The sequence below is a fragment of the Acidovorax sp. genome, assembly GCF_046314175.1.
Taxonomy (GTDB): domain Bacteria; phylum Pseudomonadota; class Gammaproteobacteria; order Burkholderiales; family Burkholderiaceae_C; genus Acidovorax.
In genome coordinates this window covers 1-25,738 of record NZ_JBKBXG010000075.1, presented here as the reverse complement: position 1 = coordinate 25,738, position 25,738 = coordinate 1, and the positions used below count along the sequence as shown (strand labels likewise).

Sequence of the window (25,738 nt, the reverse complement as noted above, 5' to 3'; positions counted from 1 at the left end):
GGCAGCATCCGGGGCGATACCATCCTCAACGCCCAGGGCCAACCTGCGGGCGCACGCTTCACGCTGCTGCTGCCACGTGGCACACCGCCCACCGACTTGGGCACCGACTCCGACGTTTAACGCCTCGGCCCCGCAAACACCATGACCGACCTGCCCACCCACATCCTCATCGTCGAAGACGAAGCCGATATCCGCCGCTTTGTGCGCCTGACCCTGGAGACCGAAGGCCACACCGTGCACGAGGCCGCCACCTTGCAGCGCGGCCTGATCGAGGCGGGCACCCGCCGCCCCGACCTGGTGGTGCTGGACCTGGGCCTGCCCGATGGCGACGGCGTTGATTTGATCCGCGACCTGCGCACCTGGTCGGCCATGCCCGTCATCGTGCTCTCGGCCCGCAGCACCGAAGCCAGCAAGATCTCGGCCCTGGATGCGGGGGCCGACGACTACCTGGTCAAACCCTTTGGCTCGGGCGAACTGATGGCCCGCGTGCGCGCCCAGCTGCGCCGCAGCCAGCGGCCGTCTAGTGCGGAGGCAACGCCCGTCATCCAGTTCGGCGACATCACCGTGGACCTGGCCCGCCGCACCGTGGAGCGCAGTACGACAGGGCATGAGAGCGAGGCCCTGCACCTCACGCCCATTGAATACAAGCTGCTCACCCACCTGGCCTCCCAGCCTGACCGCGTCATCACCCACCAGCAACTACTCAAGGCCGTGTGGGGGCCGGGCCATGCCGAAGACACGCACTACGTGCGCGTGCACCTGGCCAACCTGCGCAAGAAGGTGGAGCAAAACGCCTCCATGCCCCGCCACCTGGTGACCGAGGCGGGGATTGGGTACCGGTTCGTGCCCTAGAACTGGTTCTTAGCCTTCAGGCGGTGCACTTCAAAGCCCGCTCCCCCGCCACGCGCAGCCGCTCCTTCAGCGATGCGGGCGCCAACACCTCAAACTCCACATTGAGCGCCATGAGCCAAAACACCAGCGAATCGTTGGCGGCGCATTCCATCTGGCACCGCTGCCCATCCGCCAGCGCCGTGACCAAGGCCGCCGAGGGCGGAATGCGGCGCGCCATTTCTGCGTAAGGTGCGTGCAGCACCACCCGCGCCTGCTCGGCATGCGGCGCCACGGTGATCGAGCGCGAAACATAGGCCTTGAGGTCTCCTCCATCCGGCCCCGGGCGCGGCGCGAAATGCGCGCCGACTTCCGGCTTTGCCACCATGCGGTCGATGCGAAACGTGCGCCAGTCGCTGCGATCGCAGTCCCACGCCACCAGGTACCAGCGCATGCCGGTGTGCACCACGCCCTGCGGCTCCACAGAGCGCTGGGTGGTGCGCCCCTTGCCGTCTTCGTACGAGAAACCGAGCCGCAGCTGGTCGCGGCAGGCCGACGCCAGCGTGGCCAGCAATGAGGCCTCCACCACCGGGCCGACGCGGTCCAGCGGCAGGATGGTGGACCGCAAGGCGTCCACCTGCTCGCGCAGCCGCAGGGGCATGGCCTGCTCCAGCTTTACGAGTGCGCGCAATGCGGGCTCTTCAATGCCACCCACAGCACCCGCAGTGGCCGTGCGCAGCGCAATCGATACGGCCAGGGCTTCTTCATCATCCAGCTGCAACGGGGGCAGCGCCTGCCCTGCGCGGAAGGCATACCCGCCCGCCACGCCGCTGCTGGCCTGCACCGGGTAGCCCAGCTGGCGCAGGCGGTCCACATCGCGCCGCAGCGTGCGCGGGTGCACTTCCAGGCGCTCAGCCAGCTCGGGCCCCACCCAGTGGCTGCGGGTTTGCAACAGGGACAACAGGCGCAGCAACCGGGTCGATGAGGTCAGCATGGTGCGACTGTACGGTGTATTGCGGACCGAAACTGTCCGCAATGGCTTCTACAGTGGCGTCACTTCCATCCACCACCCAAGGAGTTTTCAATGTCCATCGTCCTGTACTGGCACCCCCTGTCGAGTGCCACCCCCATTGCCTGCGCACTCACCGAACTGGGCGTGCCCCACGAGCGGGTCAAGGTCGATATCCGCACAGGCGAACAGCACCGCCCGGAATACCTGGCCCTGAACCCCAACGGCAAGGTGCCCACGTTGACGGTGGACGGTGCGCCTATGTTCGAAGCCCTGGCCATCCACCTGTGGCTGGGTAATCGCTTTGGTGTGGAACGCGGCCTGTGGCCCGCCGCCGGCACGCCCGAGTCGCTGCAGGCGTTGTCGTGGTGCACGTGGGCGTATGTGACCTACGGCACGGTCCTCAAGCACCTGCACGTGGCGACGCAGGGCGACGAGGCTCTGCGCAGCCCCGTGCATGCCGAAGTCGCCATCCGAGGACTGAACGAACTGCTGGCGCTGCTGGACGCGCGGCTGGCCATGCAGCCCTGGATGCTAGGCGCCGACTATTCGCTGGTGGACCTGGTCGTGGGCTCGGTGTTGGGCTACAGCGTGTACCTGGGCGCGCCGGTCAACGCGCACCCGCATGTGCAGGCCTGGCTGGCGCGTGTGCAAGCGCGCCCGGCAATGCAGATCGACGCCTGAACCGGCAGTGAGAAACGGCGGCGCTACAGCAGCACGATGTCGTACTGCTCCTGCCCCATCGCGCTCTCGGATTGCAGCGAGATCGGCTTCTTGATGAAGTCCGACAGGCCTGCCAGATGCTGGCTTTCTTCATCCAGAAACAGCTCCACCACGCGCGGTGAGGCCACCACGCGGAATTCGCGCGGGTTGAACTGGCGGGCTTCGCGCAGGATCTCGCGCAGGATGTCGTAGCAGACGCTGCGAGCGGTCTTCACGCTGCCCTTTCCCTGGCAGGCTTCGCAGGGCTCGCACAGCATGTGGGCCAGGGACTCGCGGGTGCGCTTGCGCGTCATCTCGACCAGGCCCAGCTGCGAAAAACCGCCCGATGACATGGTCTTGACGCGGTCCCGCGCCAGCTGCTTCTTGAACTCGGACATCACGGCCTGCTGGTGGTCGTCCCGCACCATGTCGATGAAGTCTACGATGATGATGCCGCCCAGATTGCGCAGGCGCAGCTGGCGCGCGATGGCCTGGGCGGCTTCCAGGTTGGTCTTGAAGATGGTGTCGTCAAAATTGCGCGCACCCACATAGCCACCGGTGTTCACGTCGATGGTGGTCAGCGCTTCGGTCTGGTCCACGATGAGGTAGCCGCCGGATTTCAGATCGACCCGGCGCCCGAGGGCCTTGGCCACTTCTTCGTCGATGGAGTACAGGTCAAAAATCGGCCGCTCGCCCTTGTAGTGCTGCAGCTTGCCGTAAGCCGCGGGCATGAATTCCTGCCCAAATGCGCGCAGGCGCTGGAACTGCTCCATGGAGTCGAGCCGGATGGTCTGCGTTTGATCGCCCACCAAATCGCGCAGCACGCGCTGCAGCAGATCAAGATCCTGGTGCAACAGCGAACCCGCAGGCAGCTTGAGCGATGCCTCCTTGATGCGCGCCCAGGTCTTGCGCAGGTAGGCGATGTCTTCCGCCAATTCTTCGTCAGTGGAGTCCTCACCATTGGTACGCAGGATGAAGCCGCCACCACCGCCCGTGGACTTGTCGCCCACCAGCGCCTGCAGCCGCGCGCGCAGCGCATCGCGCTCGGCGGGCGGAATCTTCTGCGACACGCCCACATGGTCGTCCTGGGGCAAAAACACCAGCAGCCGCCCTGCAATGCTGATCTGCGTGGACAGGCGTGCGCCCTTGGTGCCGATGGGGTCCTTGATAACCTGCACCATGAGCGACTGGCCCTCGAACACCTGCTTTTCAATCGGCACTTGCGGCTCGTTCTTGCGGGCAAACGCGGGTGGCTCGCCATCGGGCTGGCGCTGCCACACATCGGCCACATGCAAAAAGGCTGCACGCTCCAGGCCAATGTCGATGAAGGCCGACTGCATGCCGGGCAGCACGCGCGACACCTTGCCCAGATAGACATTGCCGACCAAACCCCGCTCCAGCGTGCGCTCCACATGCAGCTCTTGCACCGCGCCATGCTCCACCACGGCAACGCGGGTTTCCTGGGGGGACCAGTTGATCAGGATGTCTTGTTGCATGGCTTTGGGATGTTGTTGATTTTTGGGTTATACGGAGAAGCCCGCCGCACGGAGCAGTTGGGCGGTCTCATACATGGGCAAACCCATGATGCCCGAATAGCTGCCCGCCAGGTGTTCCACATAGGCCGCCGCCCGGCCCTGGATGCCATACGCCCCCGCCTTGCCCAGTGGCTCGCCCGTGGCCACGTAGGCGTCGATCTGTGCGGGCGTCATGGCGGCAAAGGTCACACGGGACACGGACAGCGCCGATAGTCGCTTGGGGCCCACTTGCAGCGCCACCGCAGTCAGCACGCGGTGCTCATGCCCTGCCAGTTCGCCCAGCATGCGCGCAGCATGTTCAGCGTCGTCCGGCTTGCCGTAGATGGTGCGGCCCAGGGCCACGGTGGTGTCGGAACACAGAATGGGCGCATCGGGCAAACCCCGGCGCGCGTGACGGGCCACGGCGGCGTCGAGCTTGAGGCCCGTCACGCGATCCACATAGGCCGTGGGCGCTTCGCCGGGCAGCACCACCTCGATGGCTTCGGCGTCTTCGGCCTCGTCGCCGTCCACGTTGGGCAGCAGCAGTTCGTGGCGCACGCCCAGTTGTTCGAGCAGTTGGCGCCGGCGCGGGCTTTGGGAGGCAAGGTAGATGAAGTCAGGCATGAACAGATTTATGGTCAAAATCGGCTCTAGCGCTTATCCATCATGCGCTAGTAGCTATCAATAAAATAGTAACGCATGCAGCACACCCGCTTGGCAGCACCTCATTCACGGTGGTACGGGTGCCCGGCGTTCACCGACCAGGCGCGGTACACCTGCTCGATGAGCAGCACCCGCACCATGGCATGGGGCAAGGTCAGGTCTGACAAGCGAATGCGTTCGTGCGCGCCCTGGCGAAAAGCGGGGTCGAGGCCGTCGGGGCCGCCAATGACCAGCGCCACATCGTCGCCACCCAGTTGCCAACCCTTCAGGCGCTCGGCCAGCGCCTTCGTGGTGAGGTTGGTGCCGCGCTCGTCCAGCGCCACCACGCGGGTGCCCCTCGGGATTGCCGCTTCGATGCGCTCGCGCTCAGCGGCGTAGAGCGTCTCTAGCGTTTTCGAGCCACGCGGTTCGGTCTTGACGGCTTTGAGTTCGACCTTGAGCTCCGGCGGAAACCGCTTGGCGTAGTCGTCGTACGCCGTCTGCGCCCAGTCGGGCACGCGCTGGCCCACGGCCACGATCAGCAGCTTCATGGCAACTCAGGCGCGGTGCGCGGGTACGTGGGGTCGTCGATGGGCCGAGGCTGCAATCACTTGCGGCCTGGCGCCCTCTTGGCTGCGGGCTTGGTGGCGGCTCCGCCGCGCGCGGTCGTTGGCTTGGCACCCGACTTGGCGGCTGCAGCCGTCTTGCTGCGGGGGGCAGAGGGCTTGACCACCACAGTCTTGATCGGTGCCTTGGCGGCTGCGGGCTTCTTGGCGGCAGTCGCAGGCTTTGCGGTTGCTTTGGCCGGTGCAGCCTTGGCAGTGCTGCTGCTCTTTGCGGGCGCCTTGGTTGGGGCCTTGGCGATGGCTTTGGCAGGAGCTTTTGGTGTCTTGGCTGCAGGCTTGGCAGCAGACTTGGCTGGTGCGGCAGCGGACTTGGCGGCTGTTTTGGCCACGGCCTTGACCGTGGCTTTGCCCGATCGCGCAGGCACCGCGGGTGCTGCGGCGGCCCTCTTGGCGGGCGCCTTGCCAGCGGCCTTGGCGTCCGACTTGGCAGCCTTCTGAGCCGACTTCTTTTCAGCCAATTCGGTGGCGGCGCTGGAGACCGGCTTGGCAGCACCCAGCTTCAGGCGCACCGGCGTGTCGCCCCACAGTTCTTCCAGGCGGTAGTACTGGCGGATGGCGGGCTGCATGATGTGCGCCACGGCGGCGCCGCAGTCCACGATGATCCATTCGCCATTGTCTTCACCTTCGATGCGCGGCTTGGTAAAGCCCGCTTCCTTGACCGCGTCGCGCACGCTGGCGGCAAGGGCCTTGGTCTGGCGGTTGGAGGTGCCCGATGCCACGATCACCCGTTCAAACAACGGCGAGAGATGCTCGGTGTTGAAGACCTGGATGTCTTGCGCCTTGACGTCCTCCAGTCCATCGACGATGGCGCGCTGGAGTTTGGTGACGTCTTTTTTGGCGGCGGTTTCCGATTTGGTGGAGGTGGTCATCAGGCAGTGATTAGAGAGGAAATGGAATCAATATAGCGTGCAACGCAGCGCTCAACCAATAGGGCTGCGCCTTGGGTGTTGCGCCGGTGTTGCGCTTGGGCGCTGCGGCAATTTGAGGTGTTTTTGGCCTCTTGCGCTTGTGTGAAAAGCGCGGGCAGCTATTGAAATTATAGCTTTTGCGCTTTTCACGCCCTTCAGGCAGTGGTTGCGGCCCCGTTGGCCAACCAGTCGCGCCGCACTAAAAATCGCTGCGTAAGATCGGCTTCAGCCGAATCCGCCGCATCAGAACGCTGGTACGACCACGACACCAGCGGTGGCATTGACAACAAAATGGACTCGGTGCGCCCACCCGACTGCAGGCCAAAGTGCGTGCCCCGGTCCCACACCAGGTTGAATTCGACATAGCGGCCCCGGCGGTAGAGCTGGAAATCGCGCTCGCGCTCGCCATACGGCAGGTTTTGACGCTTTTCCACGATGGGCAGGTAGGCGCCCAGAAAGGCATCGCCCACCGACTGCGTCATCGCCAGGCTCTGGTCAAAGCCCAGCTCCGAGAAGTCGTCGTAGAACACACCGCCGACTCCGCGCTGCTCGCTGCGGTGCTTGAGGTAGAAGTATTCGTCGCACCACTGCTTGAAGCGCGGGTACTTGTCGTCGCCAAAGGGTGCCAACGCATTGCGGCAAGTGCGGTGAAAGTGCACCGCGTCTTCTTCAAAGCCGTAGTACGGCGTGAGGTCCATGCCGCCGCCAAACCAGCAAGTGGGCGTTTGCCCCGGGTGGCCTGCAGCAATCATGCGCACATTCATGTGCACGGTAGGCACGTACGGGTTGCGTGGGTGGAACACCAGCGACACGCCCATGGCCTCAAACGGTGCGCCCGCAAGCTCGGGCCGGTGCTGCGTGGCCGAGGGCGGCAACTGGGGGCCGCGCACATGGCTGAAGCCACAGCCCGCGCGCTCGAACACGCGGCCACCCTCAAGGATTTTCGTGATGCCATCGCCTTGCAGAGGCTCGCCGGGCGGCTTGCTCCAGGCGTCGGCCAGAAAGCGCGTACCGCCCTCGCCTTGCGGGCCTTCCACGGCTTCGAGCGCATCGGTGATGCGCGCCTGCAGGCCCTGCAGGTAGCTGCGCACACGGGCCACGGTGTCGGCAGGGTTCAAGGTCTGAGCGTCTACCATCAGCTTTTCAGTGCACGGAAGCCGATGTCGCGGCGGTACTGGGCGCCATCAAACTGGATGCCACGCGCCACGTCGTAAGCGCGTTGCTGCGCCTGCTTGACGCTGTCGGCCAGCACGGTCACACACAGCACGCGGCCGCCGGTCACGCTGACCACGCCATCCTTGAGTTGCGTGCCCGCATGGAACACCACGGCGTCATCCGCCTCAACAGGCAGGCCGGTGATCGTGTCGCCCTTGCGCGGGGCTTCGGGATAGCCGTGAGCGGCCATGACCACGCCCAGCGCAGTTCGGCGGTCCCACTGCAGCTCGATCTGGTCGAGCTTGCCATCGGCCGCAGCGCCCATCACGTCGCAGAAATCGCTTTTCAGGCGCATGAGGATGGGCTGCGTCTCGGGGTCGCCCATGCGGCAGTTGAATTCGAGCGTCTTGGGATGGCCCTTGGCGTCGATCATCAGGCCGGCATACAGAAAGCCGGTGTAGGGAATGCCGTCTTTTTCCATGCCACGGATCGTGGGCAAGATGATCTCGCGCATGGCGCGGGCATGCACATCGGCGGTGACCACAGGCGCGGGCGAATATGCACCCATGCCGCCGGTGTTGGGGCCTTCGTCGCCGTCTTTCAGGCGCTTGTGGTCCTGGCTGGTGGCCAGGGCCACCACATTCTTGCCGTCGCACAACACGATGAAGGAAGCTTCTTCGCCTTCAAGGAATTCCTCAATCACCACACGCGGCTCTGCCTTCCCATCTGCGCCTTCGTTGTGCGTCACGCCATACTTGTTGTCCACCAGCATGAAGTCCACCGCATCGTGGGCTTCTTGCAGCGACATGGCCACCACCACGCCCTTGCCAGCGGCCAGGCCGTCGGCCTTGATGACGATGGGGGCACCCAGCCGGTCCACAAAAGCGTGGGCCGCAGCCGGGTCGGTGAAGGTGTCGTAGTCGGCCGTGGGGATACCGTGGCGGCGCATGAAGGCCTTGGAGAAGGCCTTGGAGCTTTCAAGCTGGGCAGCGGCCTTTGTGGGCCCAAAGATGCGCATGCTGTTGGCTCGGAACTCATCCACTACGCCAGCAGCCAGCGGCGCCTCGGGGCCCACCACCGTCAGCGCAATCTTCTCGGCCTGGGCCCACAGGCGCAGTTCACGCACGTCGGTAATGGCCACGTTTTCGAGCTTGGAGTTCAAGGCCGTGCCACCGTTACCGGGCGCCACATACACCTTGGTCACCTTGGGGGACTCGCTCAGTTTCCACGCCATCGCGTGTTCACGGCCGCCGCCACCAATCACAAGTACTTTCATAGGAACCTTTGGTGAACCCGGCCCGCAGCGCTGCGCTGCTGGGCGGGGTTCGGAGAAATATCAGTCGAAAAACGTGTCAGAACAAGAAAAAAAGCACTGGTCCAACGGCGCAGAGTCACAGCGCCGCGTTGTGATAAACCTCTTGCGTGTCGTCCAGGTCTTCCAGCACATCCAGTAGTTTTTGCATCTTGGCGGCGTCGTCGCCCGTCAATTCGATGGTGTTTTCAGCACGCATGGTCACATTGGCCAGTTCGGGGACCAGGCCTGCGGCTTCCAGGGCGTTCTTCACCGCTTCGAAGTCGGCCGGGGCGGTCAATACTTCCACAGCGCCGTCGTCGTCGGTCACCACGTCTTCGGCGCCCGCCTCCAGCGCCACTTCCATCACCTTGTCTTCGCTGGTGCCAGGGGCAAAAATCAGCTGGCCACAGTGCTTGAACTGGAACACCACCGAACCTTCGGTGCCCATGTTGCCACCGTGTTTGCTGAACGCGTGGCGCACTTCAGCCACGGTGCGCACACGGTTGTCGGTCATGGTGTCGATCATGATGGCGGCGCCGCCAATGCCATAACCTTCGTAGCGGATTTCTTCGTAGGTCAGGCCTTCGGCATTGCCCGTGGCCTTGTCGATGTTGTATTTGATGCGGTCGGCGGGCATGTTGGCCGCCTTGGCCTTGTCCACCGCCAGACGCAAACGGGGGTTGGCAGACAGGTCGCCGCCACCCGAACGTGCAGCTACGGTGATTTCGCGAATGATGCGGGTCCAGATCTTGCCGCGTTTTTCATCCTGCCGCCCTTTGCGGTGCTGGATATTCGCCCATTTGCTGTGTCCTGCCACGGGAAGTCCTTTTGTATTGATTTAATCTACTGCCCGCGATTTTACTTTTTACGACTTACGCAAATCGGGATCAGGCAAGAAGCCTGCTCTGTGATACGCGGTTTGTGCATCCTTGTTTGCGCAAGTCCTACTTTTGCCTTCACCCGGAACCTCCGCCATGGCCGAACCCCTCCTGATTGCCAAGCACGACACCACCGAATGCCACCTGCTACCGGGCCTGGCCAACCGCCACGGGCTTATCACCGGCGCCACCGGCACCGGCAAGACGGTGACCCTGCAGACCCTGGCCGAAAATTTCTCGCGCATTGGCGTGCCAGTGTTCATGGCCGATGTGAAGGGCGACCTGACCGGCGCGAGCCAGCCCGGCAAGATTGGCGACAAGCTGGCGGCCGTACTCAAGGAGCGTGGGCTCGACCTCCCCACGCCCCTGGCCTGCCCCACCACGCTGTGGGACGTTTTTGGCGAGCAAGGCCACCCGGTGCGCGCCACCGTGTCGGACATGGGCCCCCTGCTGCTGGGCCGCATGCTCAACCTGAACGAAACTCAGCTAGGCGTGCTCAACCTGGTGTTCAAGATTGCCGACGACAACGGCCTGCTGCTGCTGGACCTCAAAGACCTGCGCGCCATGCTGCAGTACGTGGGTGACAACGCCAAAGAATTCACCACCGAATACGGCAACGTGAGCGCCGCCAGCGTGGGCGCCATTCAGCGCGGGTTGCTGCAGATCGAGCAGCAAGGCGGCTCAGACTTCTTTGGCGAGCCAATGCTCGACATCAGCGACTTTATGCAGACGGTGGACGGCCACGGTGTCATCAACATCCTGGCGGCCGACAAGCTGATGAACTCGCCGCGCCTGTACGCCACGTTTTTGCTGTGGATGCTGTCTGAGCTGTTCGAGCAACTGCCCGAAATTGGAGACCCGGAGCAGCCAAAGCTCGTGTTCTTCTTCGACGAGGCCCACCTCTTGTTCAACGAGGCGCCCAAGGTGCTGGTTGAGCGCATCGAGCTGGTGGTGCGCCTCGTGCGATCCAAGGGCGTGGGCGTGTATTTCGTCACGCAGAACCCCCTCGACATCCCCGATAGCGTGCTGGCCCAGCTGGGCAACCGCGTGCAGCACGCGCTGCGTGCCTTTACCCCGCGTGACCAGAAGGCGGTGAAGGCCACGGCCACCACCATGCGGCAAAAGCCGGGCCTCGATATTGAAACAGCCATCACCGAACTGGCCGTGGGCGAGGCGCTGGTGAGCTTTCTGGACGCCAAGGGCCGCCCCAGCGTGACTGAGCGCGTGTTTGTGCTACCGCCCGGCAGCCAGCTGGGGCCCATCACGCCGCAGCAGCGCCAGGTGCTTGTGGCCAGCTCGCTGGTGGCAGGTGTGTACGAAAAGACCGTGGACCGCGAATCAGCCTCCTAAAAACTCAAGGGCCGCGCCGCCGAAGCCAGTGCGCAGGCGCCTGCCAACGGCAGCAAAGGCACGCCTGGCAACACAGCAGACAACAGCGGTGGTGGCTTGATGGGCGGGCTGAACGACGTGCTGTTTGGCAGCACCGGCCCGCGCGGCGGCAAACGCGACGGCCTGGCCCAAACCATGGCCAAGTCGGCCGTGCGCACCATGGGCACCTCGCTGGGCAAAGAGATCTTGCGCGGGGTGCTGGGCAGCATCTTTGGTGGCAGTAAACGCCGCTGACCGCTGCCGACCTGGCTGGATCGCGGGATGCGGGATGCGGGATGCGGGATGCGGGGGGGCGGGGGGGCGGGCGATGTCGTCCGCTGAGACCCGCGCCTGCCCCGTGCTAACACAGGCGCGTGAAGCCGCGCAAACCTCTATTTTCGCCCCGCCACCCCCTGCAAAACCACCTCGTAACGAACTCACCACACCCCATAAAACAGTCACCAATTAGTCACAAATCCGTCGTGAAATCGCCATACACAACAACAAAAAGGAGGGGCGATGAAACGATTCGAACAGGTACTGCTGCGGTTGGGCGACAAGGTGATGCTGCTGGCCATCGCGGCATGGGTGGCGGCTGTCGGCGGTATTTTTGCCGGGGCCTGGCGCCTCAAAGGGGTGTGGGTGCTGTATGCAGTGGCCACCGTCATCATCACCACGTTGGCCAGGCAGTGGACCCGGGCGGTGCGTCAGCGCACTATCCGCGAAGCCCCCCTGCCCCGCTTCCTGCAGCGAAAGCTGCGCGAAACCTACCCGCACCTGAGCGTGCGCGACTGCGAACTGGTGGAACGCGGGCTGCGCCAGTTCTTCCTGGCCTGCCTGCGCAGCAACAGGCAGTTTGTGGCCATGCCGTCCCGCGCGGTCGATGCGCTGTGGCACGAGTTCATCCTGCACACCCAGGCCTACAGAAGCTGGTGCCACAACGCGCTGGGCTTTTTTCTGCACCACACCCCCGCCGAGGCACTGGGCAAAAGAGCCCGGAACAACGACGGCCTGCGCCGCGCCTGGTACTGGGCCTGCAAGGAGGAATCCATCGACCCGAAGTCCCCCAGCCGCCTGCCGCTGCTGTTTGCCCTGGATGCCAAGTTCGCCATCCCCAACGGCTTCACGTATGTGCCCGACTGCTCCATCCTGGACCGGCAACGCGACGGGGGCGGCTGCGGCGGGGGCCATTGCGGCACCAGCTTTTCGGACGGCAGCCACAGTGGCAGCTCGGGGGATTTTGGCGGGGCCGACAGCTCCGACGGTGGTGGTGACGGGGGCGGAGATGGTGGCGGCTGCGGCGGCGGTGGCGATTGAGTACCTGGCTGGAGCCGTCATCCGCCAGTGCTGGGCGGGTCGGCTGACAAAAAATGCTCCTTATTTCATAGCTTCCAGCGCTTTATGGACAAGCGCTAGAGGCCAAAATTACCCAAAGTCACCCACGCGACGACCCGGCACACGGCAGCGGGTCTAAAGTGGCACCCCATGAACACCCCCGCACTCACCTGTTTCACCCTCGGCATCAACGACCATGTGGCCCATCTGGTGCTGAACAAGCCCGAGGCCATGAACACCATGCACCCCACCTTCTGGCGCGAGCTGGATGCGGTGCTGGCCCACCTGCACCAGGCAGGCGAGGCACGGGCGCTGGTCATCAGCAGCACCGGCAAGCACTTCAGCGCGGGCATGGCGCTGGAGACGTTTAGCGGCGCCATCACCATGGATGACCAAAGCCCCGAGGGCCGCGCCGCCATCTTTGACCTGCTGACCGACATGCAGACCACCTTCACCCACATCGACAACCTGCGCATCCCCGTCATCATGGCGATCCACGGCGGCTGTATTGGCGGCGCGGTGGACATGGTCACCGCAGGCTGCATCCGCTATGCCACGCAAGATGCGTTCTTCTGCATCCAGGAGATCAACATCGGCATGGTGGCTGACGTGGGCACGCTGCAGCGCCTGCCCAAGCTGATCCCGCTGGGCGTGGTCAAAGAGCTCGCCTATACCGGTCGCCGGCTGCCCGCGCAAAAGGCACTGGGCTACGGCCTGGTCAACGAGGTGTTCGACACCCAAGAGGCCATGCTGGCCGCCGCCCTGCAATGCGCGCAAGAGATTGCTTCCAAACCCCCCGTCGCCATCTGGGGCACCAAGCAGGCCGTGAACTACGCGCGCGACCATTCGGTAGAAGACAGCCTGCGCCAGATGGGCTGGCTGCAGGGCGCCATCTGGAGCAACCAGCATGTGCGCGAATCGGTTGCGGCGATGAAGCAAAAACGCACGGGCGACTTCCCACCGCTGACGCCGCTGCAGCGGTTCAGCGAGCTGGGTTGAGCCGCGTGCCAACGCGCCAGTAGGTCTGCTGGTAAATCTGCGCCAGACCTACGGCAGGCCACCATGCCATTGGCAGCGCCGCACAGCAGCCAACGTCAAAATTCATAGCTGCTAGCGCTTACCACACAAGCGCTAGAGGCTATTTTTGCTTGAAACATTGCGGCAAGGGGCTATCATGGGGCAACCGGGGCCAACGTGCGCCCCGGCACCCAGGGACGCCACCCATGACCTTGCCCAGCCTCACCCCGCCCACCTACCAAGACGTGGTCGCCGCCGCCGAACGACTCTCCGGCGTCGCGCACCGCACACCCGTAAAGCGCAGCGCGCACATGGATGAGCGCCTGGGCGCCAAGCTGTTCTTCAAGTGCGAGAACCTGCAGCGCACGGGAGCCTTCAAGTTTCGCGGCGCGTACAACGCATTGGCCCAGTTCAGTGATGAGCAGCGCAAGGGTGGCGTGCTTACCTTCTCTGCCGGCAACCATGCGCAGGCCATTGCACTGTCGGCACGACTTCTCGACATGCCCGCACTAGTGGTTATGCCCGAAGACGCCGCCCACTCCAAGATGGCCGCCTCGCGCGAGTACGGCGCCCAGGTCGTCACCTACAACCGCCACACCGAAGACCGCGAGGCCATCAGCCAGCAACTTGCGCGCGAGCGTGGCATGACGCTGGTGCCCCCGTTCGACCATGCCCATGTCATTGCGGGCCAGGGCACCGCCGCGCTGGAACTGCTGCAAGAGGTGCCGGACCTGGACTACCTTTTCGTCTGCCTGGGTGGCGGCGGCCTGTTGTCCGGCAGCCTGCTGGCAGCCCAGGCCCTGGCGCCGCGCTGCAAGGTGATCGGTGTCGAACCCGAAACCGCCAACGACGCCCAACAGTCGCTGCGCGCCGGGCATATCGTACGCATCGCCCTTCCCCAAACCATAGCGGATGGCGCGCAGGCCCAGGCGCTGGGCGAGCTCACCTTCCCCATCATCCGTGACCACGCCGAAGACATCATTACCGTCAGCGACCAACAGTTGATCGAGGCCCTGCGCTTCTTTGCCGAACGCATGAAGCTCGTCGTCGAGCCCACAGGCGCCCTCGCGTTTGCGGGCGTGCAGGCATTCTCGGGCGAGGACGATGGTGCCAAGCTGCTGCAGGGCGAGCGGGTGGGCATCATCATCAGCGGCGGCAATGTGGACCTGGCCCGCTACTCGCGGTTTCTGGCGGACTAACCCCCCCCTGAGTCGCCTTCGGCGCCTTCCCATCTAGCGGACGACGCCAGTGGCCCGGCAAAGCCGGTTCCGCGGGGCCACTGGCTTCAGGCCGTTCCAGTTTCCACGCCCAGAGGTCGAAGTGCCGTCAAAATACCGCCACTTCTAATCATTCACCCCCTGCAGACCAAAGGCCGCGCCATGAGCACCGCTACAAACAACAACGTCACCGTCATCACCCACCCCCTCGTCCAGCACAAGCTCACGCTCATGCGCAAGAAGGACGCCAGCACCAACAGCTTTCGCCGCCTGCTGGGCGAGCTTTCCACGCTGATGGCTTATGAAGTCACCCGCGACATGCCACTGCAGGACGTGGAGATCGAAACCCCGCTGGAGACCATGACCGGAAAGATGATCGACGGCAAGAAGCTGGTGCTGGTGTCCATCCTGCGCGCAGGCAACGGGTTTCTGGACGGCATGCTCAACGTGGTGCCCGGCGCCCGCGTGGGCCACATTGGCCTGTACCGCGACCCCGCCACGCTGCAACCCGTGGAGTACTACTTCAAAATGCCCGCAGAAATGGACGAGCGCGACATCATCGTGGTTGACCCCATGCTGGCCACCGGCAATTCGGCCGCTGCGTGCGTTGATCGCTTGAAGAAGCTCAACCCCCGCTCCATCAAGTTTGTCTGCCTGCTGGCCGCCCCCGAAGGCATCGCCACCATGCAAAAGGCCCACCCGGACGTGTCAATATTCACCGCCGCCATCGACCGCGAGCTGAGCGACCACGGCTACATCCTGCCGGGGCTGGGGGATGCGGGCGACCGGATTTTTGGCACCAAATAGCCAGTCTCCGCCATAAATAGCCTCGATTCAACGAGGCTATTTATTCGCTCGACCGACGACTCAGCAGATTGCCCCAGGCAACTGCTGCATGCACTGGTGTGAATTTGGACTTGATCGACCAGGACCGCTGACTTTAGCCGCTTCAGAGCCGGCGACCAGACCTGTAAGCGGGGCATCTCCCTTTTGAAGCGAGCGATCAAAAACTAGCGACTCTCCAAACACGAGCTCGACCCAAGTGGGATAGGTGTAAGCAGTACCGCGATTGTGGTCCACCACAGCACCAATAACGCCACCGACGAGGATGTTGCCAGCCAGAGCCGCGTTCGGGCGCGAAATCAAGCGTCCATTCGCAGGTTCCTCACCGACAACGGTGCACACAACAGTCATGTCCTGCGACGACCGGCGCAGAGCTTGCGTAGTGCCCGACTTGAAGCTCGTTGAACCATAGTCGTTTGTCGCAACACAGTCGGCAGCCGCGACCTCGGCCCCACTCTTTTGCTTGGTTTCAACGCGTACCCCATGGGCCGTCTCGTTCATTACCGAGGCACATCCAACCAGCGACATGGCTGCTACTGCTGTAATAAAAATTCTCACAAATCCCTCTCTGTTTAGTTAACCCGCTTTCGGCGGCCGAGCATTTTATTCGGGCTAAGGGCACGCGTTGCTCTTCCGGCGCTGCTAGTGGAGTCCAAGTCGACAAGCATCTTCGTGCTCGCGCTCTGCACGCTAATTGCTTAACATGCAACGCACTGCCCCCTTCTTCTTTTGAACGCACCAAAGAGGTACCCGTGATGATCAATCGTCGTCTTTTCGCCGGCAAATTCCTGACCGCTTCGGTCTTCCTCTCCGCCGCTCTGGCACTGGTACCACCGCCAGCCACAGCACAGCCCAAGATCAAGGTCGCGGCGATCTACACGGTGCCTTTTGAACAGCAATGGGTCAGCCGCATCCACAAGGCGCTGAAAGCGGCCGAAGCACGCGGCGAGATCGAATACAAGGCCAGTGAAAACGTCAGTAACGCCGACTACGAGCGCGTGATGCGCGAGTACGCCACGGGTGGTAACCAGCTCATCGTGGGCGAAGCCTTTGCTGTAGAAGCCGCCGCGCGCAAGGTGGCCAAGGATTTCCCCAAAACGTCCTTTCTGCTCGGTTCCTCCGGCAAGCCGCAGGCACCCAACTTCAGCGTGTTCGACAACTACATCCAGGAGCCCGCGTACCTGACCGGCATGATCGCTGGCGGCATGACCAAGTCCAACAAGATCGGCATGGTGGGCGGCTTCCCCATCCCGGAGGTCAACCGCCTGATGCACGCCTTCATGGCGGGCGCCAAAGAGACGAATCCCAAGGTCGAGTTCACCATCACCTTCATCAACAGCTGGTTCGACCCACCGAAGGCCAAAGAAGCCACCTTCGCCATGATCGACAAGGGCGCCGATGTGCTTTACGCCGAGCGCTTTGGAGTGAGCGATGCCGCCAAAGAGAAGGGCAAGCTCGCCATCGGCAACGTGATCGACACCCAGCCGCAGTACCCCGACACGGTGGTGGCATCGGCCATCTGGCACATGGAGCCCAGCATCGACCGGGCGCTGAAGCTGGTGAAGGAAGGCAAGTTCACGCCCGAGGACTACGGCCCGTATTCGATGATGAAGCACAAGGGCTCTGAACTCGCCCCGCTGGGCACGTTTGAGAAGAAGGTGCCCGCAGACATCGTGGCCAAGGTCAAGGCCAAAGAGGCCGACATTCTGGCAGGCAAGTTCACCGTGAAGGTAGACGACAGCCAGCCCAAATCGACGGCCAAGTAAAAGGAGTGGATGACAAAACTCTTCTGGCGTTGTTGCTGTCTTTCCTGGCGTTGGTCGTACTTGTTGTACTGCCTGCGACACAGCGCCTAGCCAGAACCGCTGCGCTGAGCTTTGTCAGCCACTCCCAATCCAGCACGAATCAACGGGATAAATAACTGGGCCACCACTCACTGCGGTGGCCCTTTCCGTTGTCTGTGCCCACCCTTCACTGTCACCACTCGGCAAGCCCATGACCACCACCTCGCCCGCCCTATTGCGCAACTCCATCGCCGCTCATTTCACCCGGGTGCTGGGAGCACTGGCATTGGCTGGCGCGCTGGCCGGTTGTGCATCCAGCCCCGCAGGCAAGACCGTGCGGCTGGACGACACGCCCCGCATCGCCGTCATCTCTGCCTTTGCGCCAGAGCTGACCGTGCTGCTGCCCCAGGTGCAGCAGCCTGCCAAGCACAGCATCAACGGCGTGGAATTCACCACCGGCACACTGGAAGGCAAGCCGGTGGTGGTGTTCCTCTCGGGCATCAGCATGACCAATGCGGCCATGAACACGCAGCTGGTGCTGGACCGCTTCAACGTAAGCCACGTGGTCTTCAGCGGCATTGCGGGCGGCGTCAACCCCAGCCTACACATTGGCGACGTAACGGTGCCCGCGCAGTGGGGCCAGTACATGGAATGGCTGATGGCGCGCGAAGACAAGCCCGGCCAGTACAGCGCCCCCGCCTGGATGAAAAGCGAGCTGACGATGCCCGCCTTCGGCATGATGCACCCGCGCCCGGTCGAAGTTCGGTCGGCCGCCAACCCCAAGCTCACCAAAAAGTTCTGGTTCGAAGCCGACCCGAAGATGCTGGCCACCGCCCGCAGTCTGCAGAACGTGGGCCTGGAGCATTGCCTGGCCGCCACCTGCCTGAAGCAGCGCCCGCAGCTGGTGGTGGGCGGCAACGGCGTAACGGGCCAGGCGTTTGTGGACAACAAGGCCTTCCGCGAATACGCGTTCAAAACCTTCGAGGCCAACGTGCTGGACATGGAAACCGCCGCCACCGCCATGGTGGCGCATAGCAATGGCGTGCCGTACATCGCCTTCCGGTCGCTGAGCGACCTGGCCGGTGGTGGCGAAGGTGAGAACGAGATGGGCACCTTCATGGGCGTGGCGGCTGCCAATTCGGCCAAGGTGCTGCAGGCGTTTCTGGCGGCCTGGAAGTGACCGTGGCGAACAGCCATTGCTTGCCACGCGCATGGAGCCCCTCCCCCCTTGCGGGGGAGGGGTTGGGGAGAGGGGGAGCGTGGAAACTGGCGCTGTGTTGGATGCCAACACCGCGCCCCCTCTCCCCCGCCCTCTCCCGCAAGGGGAGAGGGAGTAACAGCCAAATGCAGGTGGCGCGCGGCACCGTCGAGGTCTGAGATGTCCCCTGTCCTGGGCCTGTCCAACATCACCAAACGCTTCGGCAAGCTCGTCGCCAACGACAGCATCAGCCTGACCCTGGCACGCGGCGAGGTGCTGGCCCTGCTGGGCGAAAACGGCGCGGGCAAGTCCACGCTGATGTCCATCCTGTTCGGGCACTACGTGGCCGACGAAGGCAGCATCGAAGTCTTCGGCCAGCCCCTGCCCCCGGGCCAGCCGCGTGCGGCGCTGGCGGCGGGCATTGGCATGGTGCACCAGCACTTCACGCTGGCCGACAACCTCACGGTGCTGGACAACGTGCTGCTGGGCACCGAGCCGCTGTGGCAGCCGTTTTCGCGCCGCAGCAGCGCGCGGACCAAGCTGCTGGCCGTGTCGCAGCGGTTTGGTTTGCCGGTCAGCCCCGATGCGAAGGTGGGCAACCTTTCGGTGGGCGAGCGCCAGCGGGTCGAGATCCTCAAGGCGCTTTACCGGGGCGCCCGCATCCTGATCCTGGACGAACCCACCGCCGTGCTCACCCCGCAGGAAAGCGAGGCGTTGTTTGACACCCTGGCGCAGATGGTGGCGCAGGGCCTGTCCATCATCTTCATCAGCCACAAACTGGGCGAAGTGCTGCGCGTGTCGCACCGCGTGGCCGTGCTGCGCCAGGGCAAGCTTGTGGCCGAGGCACCCGCGCAGGGCACCACGCAAGGGCAACTCGCGCAATGGATGGTGGGCCATGCGATAGAGGCGGCCGAGCGCCGCCCCGCCAAGAACGTTGGCCAGCCCATCTGCACCCTGAGCAACGTCAGCACCGCTCCCACGGGGCGCGACCGGTTGCAGAACGTGTCGCTCACCCTCCACGCAGGCGAAATCGTGGCCATTGCAGGCGTCAGCGGCAATGGTCAGGTGGCGCTGGCCGATGTGCTGTGCGGCGTGCGCGCGCCCACCGCAGGCCAGGTCACATTGCGCGGCGCACCGCTGCAGGCCCGGCCCGCGTGGTTGGTCAACCAGGGCGTCGCCCGCATCCCCGAAGACCGGCACGCCGTGGGCGTGGTGGGCGACCTGCCGGTGTGGGAGAACGCCGTGTCCGAACGCCTGCGCGGACCCTGGTTTGCACACCCGTGGTTCCGCGCCTTCTGGGTCAAGCGCCGCGCTGCACGACAGCATGCGCAGCGGGTGACCGAGACCTTTGACGTACGCGGCGGCGGGCCGGATGCGCCTGCGCGGTCGCTGTCTGGCGGCAACATGCAAAAGCTCATCCTGGGCCGGGCGCTGACGCCGCCGCAGGACGCGGCAGGCAACACCGCACCTGCCCCGCAGCTCATCGTGGCCCACCAGCCCACCTGGGGGCTGGACATTGGAGCGGTGATGTTTGTGCAGCAGCAGCTCATCAACGCACGCGACGGCGGCGCTGCGGTGCTGCTGATTTCAGATGACCTGGACGAAGTGCTGGCCCTGGGGGACCGCGTGGCGGTGATGCACGATGGGCAGCTGAGCGAGGCGCGGCCCGCAGAAGACTGGACACGCGAAGCCATTGGCCTGGCCATGGCCGGTGCTGCCCACTGAGCGACATCCACAATAACAAACCTCATGAGACTCGAAAAACGCAACCGCACTTCCCCCGCCGCCTACGTGTTGGCGCCAGTGGGCGCCGTGGTGTTCACGCTGCTCATCAGCGGCCTGCTGGTGCTGTGGGCCGGGGCGCCCGTGGGCCGCACCTATGCGCTACTGCTGCAGGGCGCGTTCGGCTCGGTATTTGCGCTGACCGAAACCCTCACCCGCGCCACGCCGCTGATCCTGACCGGGCTGGCGGCCGCCGTGGCGTTCCGCGCGCGGCTGTTCAACATTGGCGCCGAGGGGCAGCTCTACGCCGGGGCGCTGGCTGCCGTGGCCGTGGGTGGCATGCATGGCGGCACAGGGCTGGAATGGACGCCGTACGTGCTCTTCCCACTCATGATGCTGGCGGCGGCGCTGGCCGGGGCCGCGCTGCTGCTGGGGCCAGCGCTGATGAAAGCGCGGCTGGGGGTGGATGAGGTGGTCACCACGCTGCTGCTCAATTTCATCATGCTGCTCTTGGTATCGGCCCTGCTCGACGGGCCGATGAAAGACCCGCTCTCCATGGGCTGGCCGCAGAGCGTGGCGCTGCAAAGCGACATGGAACTGAGCAAATTGGTGCCGCAGACGCGGCTGCACACCGGCCTGCTGTGGGCCGTGTCGCTGGCGGTCATTCTGTGGGCGCTGCTGGCGCGCACCGTGCCGGGTTTTGACATCCGAGCAGCAGGCGCCAACGCACGGGCGGCGGCGTTTGCCGGTGTGCCTATCACCCGCACCGTGGTGCTGGTGGCCTTGCTCTCGGGCGGGCTGGCGGGGTTGGCCGGTGCCATTGAGGTGGCGGGCCGCACCAGCTACGTAACGCTCGACATGTCGCCCGGCTATGGCTACAGCGGCATCGTGATCGCCATGCTGGCGGGGCTGCACCCGCTGGGCGTGATTGCGGCAGGCACCTTTGTGGCGGGTGTGCTGGTGGGCGCCGACAGCATGAGCCGCGCGGTAGGCGTGCCGACCTACATTGCGGATGTGATCGTTGCGACCTCGCTGATTGCGGTGCTGGTGGCGGGGCTGCTCACCCAATACCGCGTGCGCTGGAAGTGAGGGCGCCATGAACAAGCACTCGCACCAAAATTTCAAGCCAAATTGGCCTCTAGCGCTTATCTATCAAGCGCTAGCAGCTATCAAAATCAAAGTAACCAGCACCGAGGCGGGCACATGACCGAACTGCTCGACATCCTCGCCAACCCCGCGTTCTGGATCGCCACCCTGCGCGTGGCCACGCCGCTCATTCTGGGCACGCTGGGCGTGCTGCTGTGCGAACGCGCGGGCGTGCTCAACCTGGGCATTGAAGGGATCATGGTCGCAGGCGCCTTCACCGGCTGGCTGGCGGTGTATGCGGGCTACGGGCTGTGGACGGGCGTGCTGGTGGCAGCGCTGACCGGAGCGGTCTTCGGGCTGCTGCATGCGTGGCTGACGGTGGGGCTGGCGCTGTCGCAGCATGTGTCGGGCCTCGGTATCACGCTGCTGGCCACGGCGCTCAGTTACTACGGCTACCGCGTGAGCTTCCCCAAGGTGAACACGCCGCCCACCATCGATCCGTTTGCGCCGATGGAATGGCTGGGCATTCCTATCCTGTCGGCACAGACCCCGCTCACGCTGCTGGCCCTGCTGCTGGTGCCGCTGCTGGCCTGGGTGCTGCTGCGCACGCCGCTGGGCCTGGCCGTGCGCATGGTGGGCGAGAACCCGCAGGCGGCCGAGGGCCAGGGTATCTCGGTGGCGGCCACACGCACCGGCGCCATCGTGGCGGGCTCGGCGCTGATGGGCGTGGCGGGGTCGTTCCTCACGCTGTCGGCCTTCAACGCCTTCTTTTTCAACATGGTCAACGGGCGCGGCTGGATCTGCGTGGCGCTGGTGGTGTTTGCCTCGTGGCGGCCGGGCAAGGCACTGCTGGGGGCGCTGCTGTTTGCCTTCTTCGATGCGCTTCAACTGCGGCTGCAGCAGGCGGGCGATGCGTGGCTGCCGTACCAAGTGTATTTGATGCTGCCGTACCTGCTGTCCATCCTGGCGCTGGTGCTGGTGGCGCGCAAGGCGGCGTATCCGCAGGCGCTGATGAAGCCGTATCGCAAGGGGGAGCGATGACAAAAACAAGTCAGCCCGTCGCACGTTGGCTGGCAGGTGCACTTCTGGCCTTCACCGGTCAGGCCCACGCGCTGGGGATGGATCTGCCCTATGAATCCTTTGCCACCGCGCCCGATGTGGACTGGATCAAAGTCTGCGGAGACTGGCCCGCGCCCGCGCAGTCCGGCGAAGGCCGCGGCGTGTACCGCATCGTGCACGCCACGCGTTATGCGCAATCGTTCTTGTACCTGCAGTGGATCGTGCGTGATGGAAGCGACAGCGCCAGCGAGGTGCATACCGCGACCTTTGAACAGATCAACAACGACCATGCCGAAACCACCCTGAGCCAGATGAACTGCCAGCCCACGCGCAGGGGTATTCGATTTACCGCGCGGGCGCAGTCCGGCTACGACGACACCGTGTTCCGCATCACCATCGACGCGGGGCACAAGCCAGGCGAGGTGCGCTTTCGCACCAACAAGAGGCGCTGATGCGTTGGCCCCCTGACTCAGGCACCGGGGGCGCCCATGGGCGTGCACAGCTCCACCAGCGCGCCATTGATATCTGCCACGTAGGCCACGGTCTGGCCCCAGGGCATCTGCTGCGGCGCCTGAACCAGCCGCGCACCGGCATCGACCGCGCGTTGCACGGCGGTGGGTACGTCGGGGGTCGTGAACGCGATCTCGAAGCTTGGTGCGTCGGCCGATGCGCGCTGCGGGTTCTTGCCCAGTTCGGCCATCAACCGCAGCGACGAGAAAGCGAGCGCGGTGGCGCCCGTGTCCAGCTCGCCATAGTCGCCCGCCTCGTGCACAAAACGGCGGACAAAGCCGAAAGCAGCTTCATAAAAAGCGATGGTTTTGGGAACGTCTTCGACGTAGAGAATCGTGTAGCCAAATTGCATGAGAGCTGCCTTTGTAAGAATAGATGCGCTGAAACCTTGATGCGCACAGCGAGACCCAGAGCTTAGGCACAGAACCCGCTCACGTCTTGAAAAAACCCGACACCACCACCCTAACAGCCCACGCCATGCTCGACCTGCTCATCACACACGCCACCCTGCCCGATGGCCGCCAGAACATGTCCATCGCCGTGCAGGACGGCCGCATCATCGAAGTGACCGAAGGCCTGCAAGCTCCAGCGCACGAAACGGTGGATGCTGCAGGCCTGCTGGTCAGCCCCCCGTTTGTGGACGCGCATTTCCACATGGACTCGACCTTGAGCTACGGCCAGCCGCGTGTGAACGAAAGTGGCACGCTGCTGGAGGGCATTGCGGTATGGGGCGAGCTCAAGCCCAGCCTTACGCATGACGCCATCGTCGAACGCGCCCTGCGGTATTGCGACATGGCCGTGGCGCGCGGGCTGCTGGCGATCCGTTCGCACGTGGATACCAGCCACGAAAGCCTGCTGCCCGTGCAGGCCCTGCTGGATGTGAAGCAGCGCGTGGCGCCGTACCTGGATTTGCAACTGGTGGCCTTCCCCCAAGACGGCGTGCTGCGCGCGCCCGGCGGTCTGGATAACCTGAAACGCGCGCTGGACATGGGCGTGGACGTGGTGGGCGGCATTCCGCACTTCGAACGCACCATGGCCCAGGGGGCCGAGAGTGTGAGGATCCTCTGCGAGCTGGCCGCCGAACGTGGCAAACGCGTGGACATGCACTGCGATGAGTCCGACGACCCGCATTCACGCCATGTAGAAACCCTGGCCTTTGAAACCCAGCGCCTGGGCCTGCACGGCCGCGTCACAGGCTCGCACCTGACCTCCATGCACAGCATGGACAACTACTACGTGAGCAAGCTCATCCCGCTGATGGCCGAGGCCGACCTGGGCGTGGTGGCCAACCCGCTCATCAACATCACGCTGCAGGGCCGCCACGACACCTACCCCAAGCGCCGTGGCATGACCCGCGTGCCCGAGCTGATGGCCGCAGGCCTCACGGTCGCGTTTGGCCACGACTGCGTGCTGGACCCCTGGTACAGCGGCGGCAGCGCCGACATGCTGGAGGCCGCGCACATGGGCCTGCATGTGGGGCAGATGACGAGCCAGGCGGCGATGCGGCAGTGTTTTGACGCGGTGACGGTGAACCCCGCGCGCCTGCTGGGGCTGGAAGGCTATGGCATCGCCCCCGGCTGCCATGCCGACCTGGTGCTGCTGCATGCGCGCAACCCGGTGGACGCGATCCGCCTGCGCGCCGCGCGGCTGGGCGTGTGGCGGCGTGGCCGGCGGGTGGCCAGCAGCCCAGCGCCGGTAGCGCAACTGCACCTGCCAGGGCGACCTGAAAGCGTGAATTTCACGTCAAATTAGCCTCTAGCGCTTATCCAATAAGCGCGACCAGCTACATATTCAATAGCATTGCAAGCATCTACGCCATCCGCGCAATCGTCTTGCGAAACCGCGCCAGCGCCAGGCTGAACAGCACCGCGCCAATCCCCAGCAGCCACACCAGCGACGGCCACACCACCGCCCAGCCCGCACCCCGGTAGAGAATGGCCTGGGCCAGCTCGGTGAAGTGCGTCGTGGGCGCCAGCGCCATGCCGTACTGCACCCACAGCGGCATGCTTTCGCGCGGGGTGACGCCGCCCGACAGCATCTGCAGCGGCATCATCACCAGCACCATCAGCAGCCCAAACTGCGGCATGCTGCGCGCCACGGTGGCCATGAAGATGCCCATGGACGTGGTGGCAAACAGGTGCAGCGTAGCCCCTAGCAAGAACAGTGGCACCGAGCCTTCGATGGGCACCCCAATCGCCCAGCGGATCACCGCCGTGAGCGACACCCAGGTAGCGACCAGCACCACCAGCGCCATGGCCCAGACCTTGGCCAGCATGATCTCGCCAGGGGTGACGGGCATCACCAGCAGATGCTCCACCGTACCGTGCTCGCGCTCGCGGATCAGCGCGGCGCCGGTGAGGATGATGGAGAGCATGGTCACGATGTTGATCAGCTCCATGAGCGAGCCGAACCACGCGGGGTTCAGCGCCGGGTTGAAGCGCGCACGCACCGTCAGCTCGATGGGCTGCTCGGCCACGGTGCGGTCGCGCTGCACGAACTCCGCCACCTCCAGCTGCACAATCTGCTGCACCGCCCCGTTGGCCGCAAACGCCTGCCCCATGCGCGTGGCGTCGATGTTGAGCTGCACCTGCGGCACCCGGCCCGCCAGCACGTCGCGCTGGAAATGGGCGGGAATATGCAGCACCAGCGTGAAGCGGCCAGCATCCAGCAACGGGTCTACCTCGCGCATGCTGATCATGGCGGGGCGTGTGAACTGGGGCGCATAAAACGCCGTGGCGATACGCCGGGACAGCGCCGAGTCGTCCTCGTCCACGATGGCAATGGGCACGTGGTACAGCGTCTCAGGCTGCGCCATGCCCGCCGAGTACACCGCCAACGTGGTGGTGTAGACGATGAGGAACAGCATGGCCGGGTCACGCCACAGGCTCCACAGCTCCTTGATACCCAGCCTGAAGATGTTGGACCACCGACCTCTCAACGCCATGTCAGGTCTCCTGCTTTTTGAGGAGCGCAATCGCAGCGCCGACGATGACCGGCACCGCCACCAGCATGGGCCAGAACTCGGCCTGGAGGTCTTGCAGGC

At 64.5% G+C, this 25,738-nt stretch carries 24 protein-coding genes and 1 pseudogene; 14 read left to right on the top strand and 11 right to left on the bottom strand.

Features of this window, described 5'->3' with window-relative positions; genetic code table 11:
• The first annotated feature begins 141 nt into the window (after window positions 1-141).
• Window positions 142-852, top strand: a complete 711-nt coding sequence (locus tag ACK4OE_RS19095) for a response regulator (RefSeq protein WP_409887061.1) — start codon at window positions 142-144, stop codon at window positions 850-852.
• 16 nt (window positions 853-868) lie between these two features.
• Here ACK4OE_RS19095 and ACK4OE_RS19090 read toward each other — a convergent pair whose 3' ends face one another.
• The gene (locus ACK4OE_RS19090; RefSeq protein WP_409887059.1) at window positions 869-1,822 is read right to left on the bottom strand and encodes a helix-turn-helix transcriptional regulator; all 954 of its coding nucleotides are present in this window, start codon (window positions 1,820-1,822) and stop codon (window positions 869-871) included.
• 90 nt (window positions 1,823-1,912) lie between these two features.
• Between ACK4OE_RS19090 and ACK4OE_RS19085 the strand changes: the two genes are divergently transcribed.
• Window positions 1,913-2,521, top strand: coding sequence for a glutathione S-transferase family protein (locus ACK4OE_RS19085; RefSeq protein ID WP_409887057.1), 609 nt, complete (start codon window positions 1,913-1,915; stop codon window positions 2,519-2,521).
• Window positions 2,522-2,544: 23 nt separating this feature from the next.
• Here ACK4OE_RS19085 and rng read toward each other — a convergent pair whose 3' ends face one another.
• From rng to ACK4OE_RS19050, 7 genes are all read right to left on the bottom strand, one after another.
• On the bottom strand, window positions 2,545-4,035 hold the full coding sequence (gene rng, locus ACK4OE_RS19080; RefSeq protein WP_409887056.1) for a ribonuclease G: 1,491 nt from the start codon (window positions 4,033-4,035) through the stop codon (window positions 2,545-2,547).
• 27 nt (window positions 4,036-4,062) lie between these two features.
• Window positions 4,063-4,677 carry a Maf family protein gene (locus ACK4OE_RS19075; protein WP_409887054.1) on the bottom strand — a complete coding sequence of 205 codons (615 nt, stop codon included), beginning with the start codon at window positions 4,675-4,677 and terminating at the stop codon, window positions 4,063-4,065.
• A 101-nt stretch (window positions 4,678-4,778) separates the two neighbouring features.
• On the bottom strand, window positions 4,779-5,246 hold the full coding sequence (gene rlmH / locus ACK4OE_RS19070) for a 23S rRNA (pseudouridine(1915)-N(3))-methyltransferase RlmH (RefSeq protein ID WP_409887052.1): 468 nt from the start codon (window positions 5,244-5,246) through the stop codon (window positions 4,779-4,781).
• Window positions 5,247-5,302: 56 nt separating this feature from the next.
• On the bottom strand, window positions 5,303-6,190 hold the full coding sequence (gene rsfS, locus ACK4OE_RS19065) for a ribosome silencing factor (protein ID WP_409887050.1): 888 nt from the start codon (window positions 6,188-6,190) through the stop codon (window positions 5,303-5,305).
• A gap of 194 nt (window positions 6,191-6,384) precedes the next feature.
• Entirely contained in the window at window positions 6,385-7,365 is a 981-nt protein-coding gene (gene hemF / locus ACK4OE_RS19060; RefSeq protein ID WP_409887047.1) for an oxygen-dependent coproporphyrinogen oxidase, read from the bottom strand.
• A complete protein-coding gene (purD, locus tag ACK4OE_RS19055; protein WP_409887045.1) occupies window positions 7,365-8,660 on the bottom strand; it encodes a phosphoribosylamine--glycine ligase in 1,296 nt (431 codons plus the stop codon). Before purD ends, hemF begins: the two co-directional genes overlap by 1 nt.
• A 115-nt stretch (window positions 8,661-8,775) precedes the next feature.
• Entirely contained in the window at window positions 8,776-9,495 is a 720-nt protein-coding gene (locus ACK4OE_RS19050; RefSeq protein WP_409887043.1) for a YebC/PmpR family DNA-binding transcriptional regulator, read from the bottom strand.
• A 157-nt stretch (window positions 9,496-9,652) separates the two neighbouring features.
• On the opposite strand from ACK4OE_RS19050, the pseudogene ACK4OE_RS19045 reads away from it, so the two are divergent.
• The 5 genes and pseudogenes from ACK4OE_RS19045 to upp all read left to right on the top strand — a co-directional run bounded on the left by ACK4OE_RS19045 (window position 9,653) and on the right by upp (window position 15,300).
• Window positions 9,653-11,179: pseudogene (locus ACK4OE_RS19045) on the top strand (helicase HerA-like domain-containing protein).
• 264 nt (window positions 11,180-11,443) lie between these two features.
• Window positions 11,444-12,241, top strand: coding sequence for a glycine-rich domain-containing protein (locus ACK4OE_RS19040; RefSeq protein ID WP_409887041.1), 798 nt, complete (start codon window positions 11,444-11,446; stop codon window positions 12,239-12,241).
• A gap of 168 nt (window positions 12,242-12,409) precedes the next feature.
• Window positions 12,410-13,258 (top strand): enoyl-CoA hydratase-related protein, encoded by an 849-nt coding sequence (locus tag ACK4OE_RS19035; protein WP_409887039.1) that lies wholly within the window; start codon window positions 12,410-12,412, stop codon window positions 13,256-13,258.
• A 224-nt stretch (window positions 13,259-13,482) separates the two neighbouring features.
• A complete protein-coding gene (locus ACK4OE_RS19030) occupies window positions 13,483-14,475 on the top strand; it encodes a threo-3-hydroxy-L-aspartate ammonia-lyase (RefSeq protein WP_409887037.1) in 993 nt (330 codons plus the stop codon).
• Between the two features lie 180 nt (window positions 14,476-14,655).
• Window positions 14,656-15,300, top strand: coding sequence for a uracil phosphoribosyltransferase (upp, locus tag ACK4OE_RS19025; protein WP_409887035.1), 645 nt, complete (start codon window positions 14,656-14,658; stop codon window positions 15,298-15,300).
• 60 nt (window positions 15,301-15,360) lie between these two features.
• Here the strand turns inward: upp and ACK4OE_RS19020 are convergent, their stop codons facing one another.
• The gene (locus ACK4OE_RS19020; protein ID WP_409887033.1) at window positions 15,361-15,837 is read right to left on the bottom strand and encodes a hypothetical protein; all 477 of its coding nucleotides are present in this window, start codon (window positions 15,835-15,837) and stop codon (window positions 15,361-15,363) included.
• A 254-nt stretch (window positions 15,838-16,091) separates the two neighbouring features.
• Between ACK4OE_RS19020 and ACK4OE_RS19015 the strand changes: the two genes are divergently transcribed.
• From ACK4OE_RS19015 to ACK4OE_RS18990, 6 genes are all read left to right on the top strand, one after another.
• Window positions 16,092-17,102 carry a BMP family protein gene (locus ACK4OE_RS19015; protein ID WP_409887031.1) on the top strand — a complete coding sequence of 337 codons (1,011 nt, stop codon included), beginning with the start codon at window positions 16,092-16,094 and terminating at the stop codon, window positions 17,100-17,102.
• Between the two features lie 229 nt (window positions 17,103-17,331).
• Window positions 17,332-18,300 (top strand): 5'-methylthioadenosine/S-adenosylhomocysteine nucleosidase, encoded by a 969-nt coding sequence (locus tag ACK4OE_RS19010; protein WP_409887029.1) that lies wholly within the window; start codon window positions 17,332-17,334, stop codon window positions 18,298-18,300.
• A gap of 198 nt (window positions 18,301-18,498) precedes the next feature.
• Entirely contained in the window at window positions 18,499-20,043 is a 1,545-nt protein-coding gene (locus ACK4OE_RS19005) for an ABC transporter ATP-binding protein (RefSeq protein ID WP_409887027.1), read from the top strand.
• Window positions 20,044-20,067: 24 nt separating this feature from the next.
• A complete protein-coding gene (locus ACK4OE_RS19000; RefSeq protein ID WP_409887025.1) occupies window positions 20,068-21,129 on the top strand; it encodes an ABC transporter permease in 1,062 nt (353 codons plus the stop codon).
• Window positions 21,130-21,243: 114 nt separating this feature from the next.
• Window positions 21,244-22,167 (top strand): ABC transporter permease, encoded by a 924-nt coding sequence (locus tag ACK4OE_RS18995; RefSeq protein ID WP_409887023.1) that lies wholly within the window; start codon window positions 21,244-21,246, stop codon window positions 22,165-22,167.
• On the top strand, window positions 22,164-22,637 hold the full coding sequence (locus ACK4OE_RS18990) for a hypothetical protein (RefSeq protein ID WP_409887021.1): 474 nt from the start codon (window positions 22,164-22,166) through the stop codon (window positions 22,635-22,637). Before ACK4OE_RS18995 ends, ACK4OE_RS18990 begins: the two co-directional genes overlap by 4 nt.
• 17 nt (window positions 22,638-22,654) lie before the next feature.
• Here ACK4OE_RS18990 and ACK4OE_RS18985 read toward each other — a convergent pair whose 3' ends face one another.
• The gene (locus ACK4OE_RS18985) at window positions 22,655-23,047 is read right to left on the bottom strand and encodes a VOC family protein (protein WP_409887019.1); all 393 of its coding nucleotides are present in this window, start codon (window positions 23,045-23,047) and stop codon (window positions 22,655-22,657) included.
• Between the two features lie 125 nt (window positions 23,048-23,172).
• Here ACK4OE_RS18985 and ACK4OE_RS18980 point away from each other — a divergent pair, with 125 nt between their 5' ends.
• Window positions 23,173-24,447, top strand: a complete 1,275-nt coding sequence (locus ACK4OE_RS18980) for an amidohydrolase family protein (RefSeq protein ID WP_409887063.1) — start codon at window positions 23,173-23,175, stop codon at window positions 24,445-24,447.
• 58 nt (window positions 24,448-24,505) lie between these two features.
• Here the strand turns inward: ACK4OE_RS18980 and ACK4OE_RS18975 are convergent, their stop codons facing one another.
• Window positions 24,506-25,639, bottom strand: a complete 1,134-nt coding sequence (locus ACK4OE_RS18975; protein WP_409887017.1) for an ABC transporter permease — start codon at window positions 25,637-25,639, stop codon at window positions 24,506-24,508.
• Window positions 25,640-25,738 lie beyond the last annotated feature (99 nt).

Excerpts from the sequence above, each read along its gene's own strand:
- ACK4OE_RS19095 (WP_409887061.1), top strand. The coding sequence starts at position 142 with ATGACCGACCTGCCCACCCACATCCTCATCGTCGAAGACGAAGCCGAT.
- ACK4OE_RS19090 (WP_409887059.1), bottom strand. The coding sequence starts at position 1,822 with ATGCTGACCTCATCGACCCGGTTGCTGCGCCTGTTGTCCCTGTTGCAA.
- ACK4OE_RS19085 (WP_409887057.1), top strand. The coding sequence starts at position 1,913 with ATGTCCATCGTCCTGTACTGGCACCCCCTGTCGAGTGCCACCCCCATT.
- rng (WP_409887056.1), bottom strand. The coding sequence starts at position 4,035 with ATGCAACAAGACATCCTGATCAACTGGTCCCCCCAGGAAACCCGCGTT.
- ACK4OE_RS19075 (WP_409887054.1), bottom strand. The coding sequence starts at position 4,677 with ATGCCTGACTTCATCTACCTTGCCTCCCAAAGCCCGCGCCGGCGCCAA.
- rlmH (WP_409887052.1), bottom strand. The coding sequence starts at position 5,246 with ATGAAGCTGCTGATCGTGGCCGTGGGCCAGCGCGTGCCCGACTGGGCG.
- rsfS (WP_409887050.1), bottom strand. The coding sequence starts at position 6,190 with ATGACCACCTCCACCAAATCGGAAACCGCCGCCAAAAAAGACGTCACC.
- hemF (WP_409887047.1), bottom strand. The coding sequence starts at position 7,365 with ATGGTAGACGCTCAGACCTTGAACCCTGCCGACACCGTGGCCCGTGTG.
- purD (WP_409887045.1), bottom strand. The coding sequence starts at position 8,660 with ATGAAAGTACTTGTGATTGGTGGCGGCGGCCGTGAACACGCGATGGCG.
- ACK4OE_RS19040 (WP_409887041.1), top strand. The coding sequence starts at position 11,444 with ATGAAACGATTCGAACAGGTACTGCTGCGGTTGGGCGACAAGGTGATG.
- ACK4OE_RS19035 (WP_409887039.1), top strand. The coding sequence starts at position 12,410 with ATGAACACCCCCGCACTCACCTGTTTCACCCTCGGCATCAACGACCAT.
- ACK4OE_RS19030 (WP_409887037.1), top strand. The coding sequence starts at position 13,483 with ATGACCTTGCCCAGCCTCACCCCGCCCACCTACCAAGACGTGGTCGCC.
- upp (WP_409887035.1), top strand. The coding sequence starts at position 14,656 with ATGAGCACCGCTACAAACAACAACGTCACCGTCATCACCCACCCCCTC.
- ACK4OE_RS19020 (WP_409887033.1), bottom strand. The coding sequence starts at position 15,837 with ATGAACGAGACGGCCCATGGGGTACGCGTTGAAACCAAGCAAAAGAGT.
- ACK4OE_RS19015 (WP_409887031.1), top strand. The coding sequence starts at position 16,092 with ATGATCAATCGTCGTCTTTTCGCCGGCAAATTCCTGACCGCTTCGGTC.
- ACK4OE_RS19010 (WP_409887029.1), top strand. The coding sequence starts at position 17,332 with ATGACCACCACCTCGCCCGCCCTATTGCGCAACTCCATCGCCGCTCAT.
- ACK4OE_RS19005 (WP_409887027.1), top strand. The coding sequence starts at position 18,499 with ATGTCCCCTGTCCTGGGCCTGTCCAACATCACCAAACGCTTCGGCAAG.
- ACK4OE_RS19000 (WP_409887025.1), top strand. The coding sequence starts at position 20,068 with ATGAGACTCGAAAAACGCAACCGCACTTCCCCCGCCGCCTACGTGTTG.
- ACK4OE_RS18995 (WP_409887023.1), top strand. The coding sequence starts at position 21,244 with ATGACCGAACTGCTCGACATCCTCGCCAACCCCGCGTTCTGGATCGCC.
- ACK4OE_RS18990 (WP_409887021.1), top strand. The coding sequence starts at position 22,164 with ATGACAAAAACAAGTCAGCCCGTCGCACGTTGGCTGGCAGGTGCACTT.
- ACK4OE_RS18985 (WP_409887019.1), bottom strand. The coding sequence starts at position 23,047 with ATGCAATTTGGCTACACGATTCTCTACGTCGAAGACGTTCCCAAAACC.
- ACK4OE_RS18980 (WP_409887063.1), top strand. The coding sequence starts at position 23,173 with ATGCTCGACCTGCTCATCACACACGCCACCCTGCCCGATGGCCGCCAG.
- ACK4OE_RS18975 (WP_409887017.1), bottom strand. The coding sequence starts at position 25,639 with ATGGCGTTGAGAGGTCGGTGGTCCAACATCTTCAGGCTGGGTATCAAG.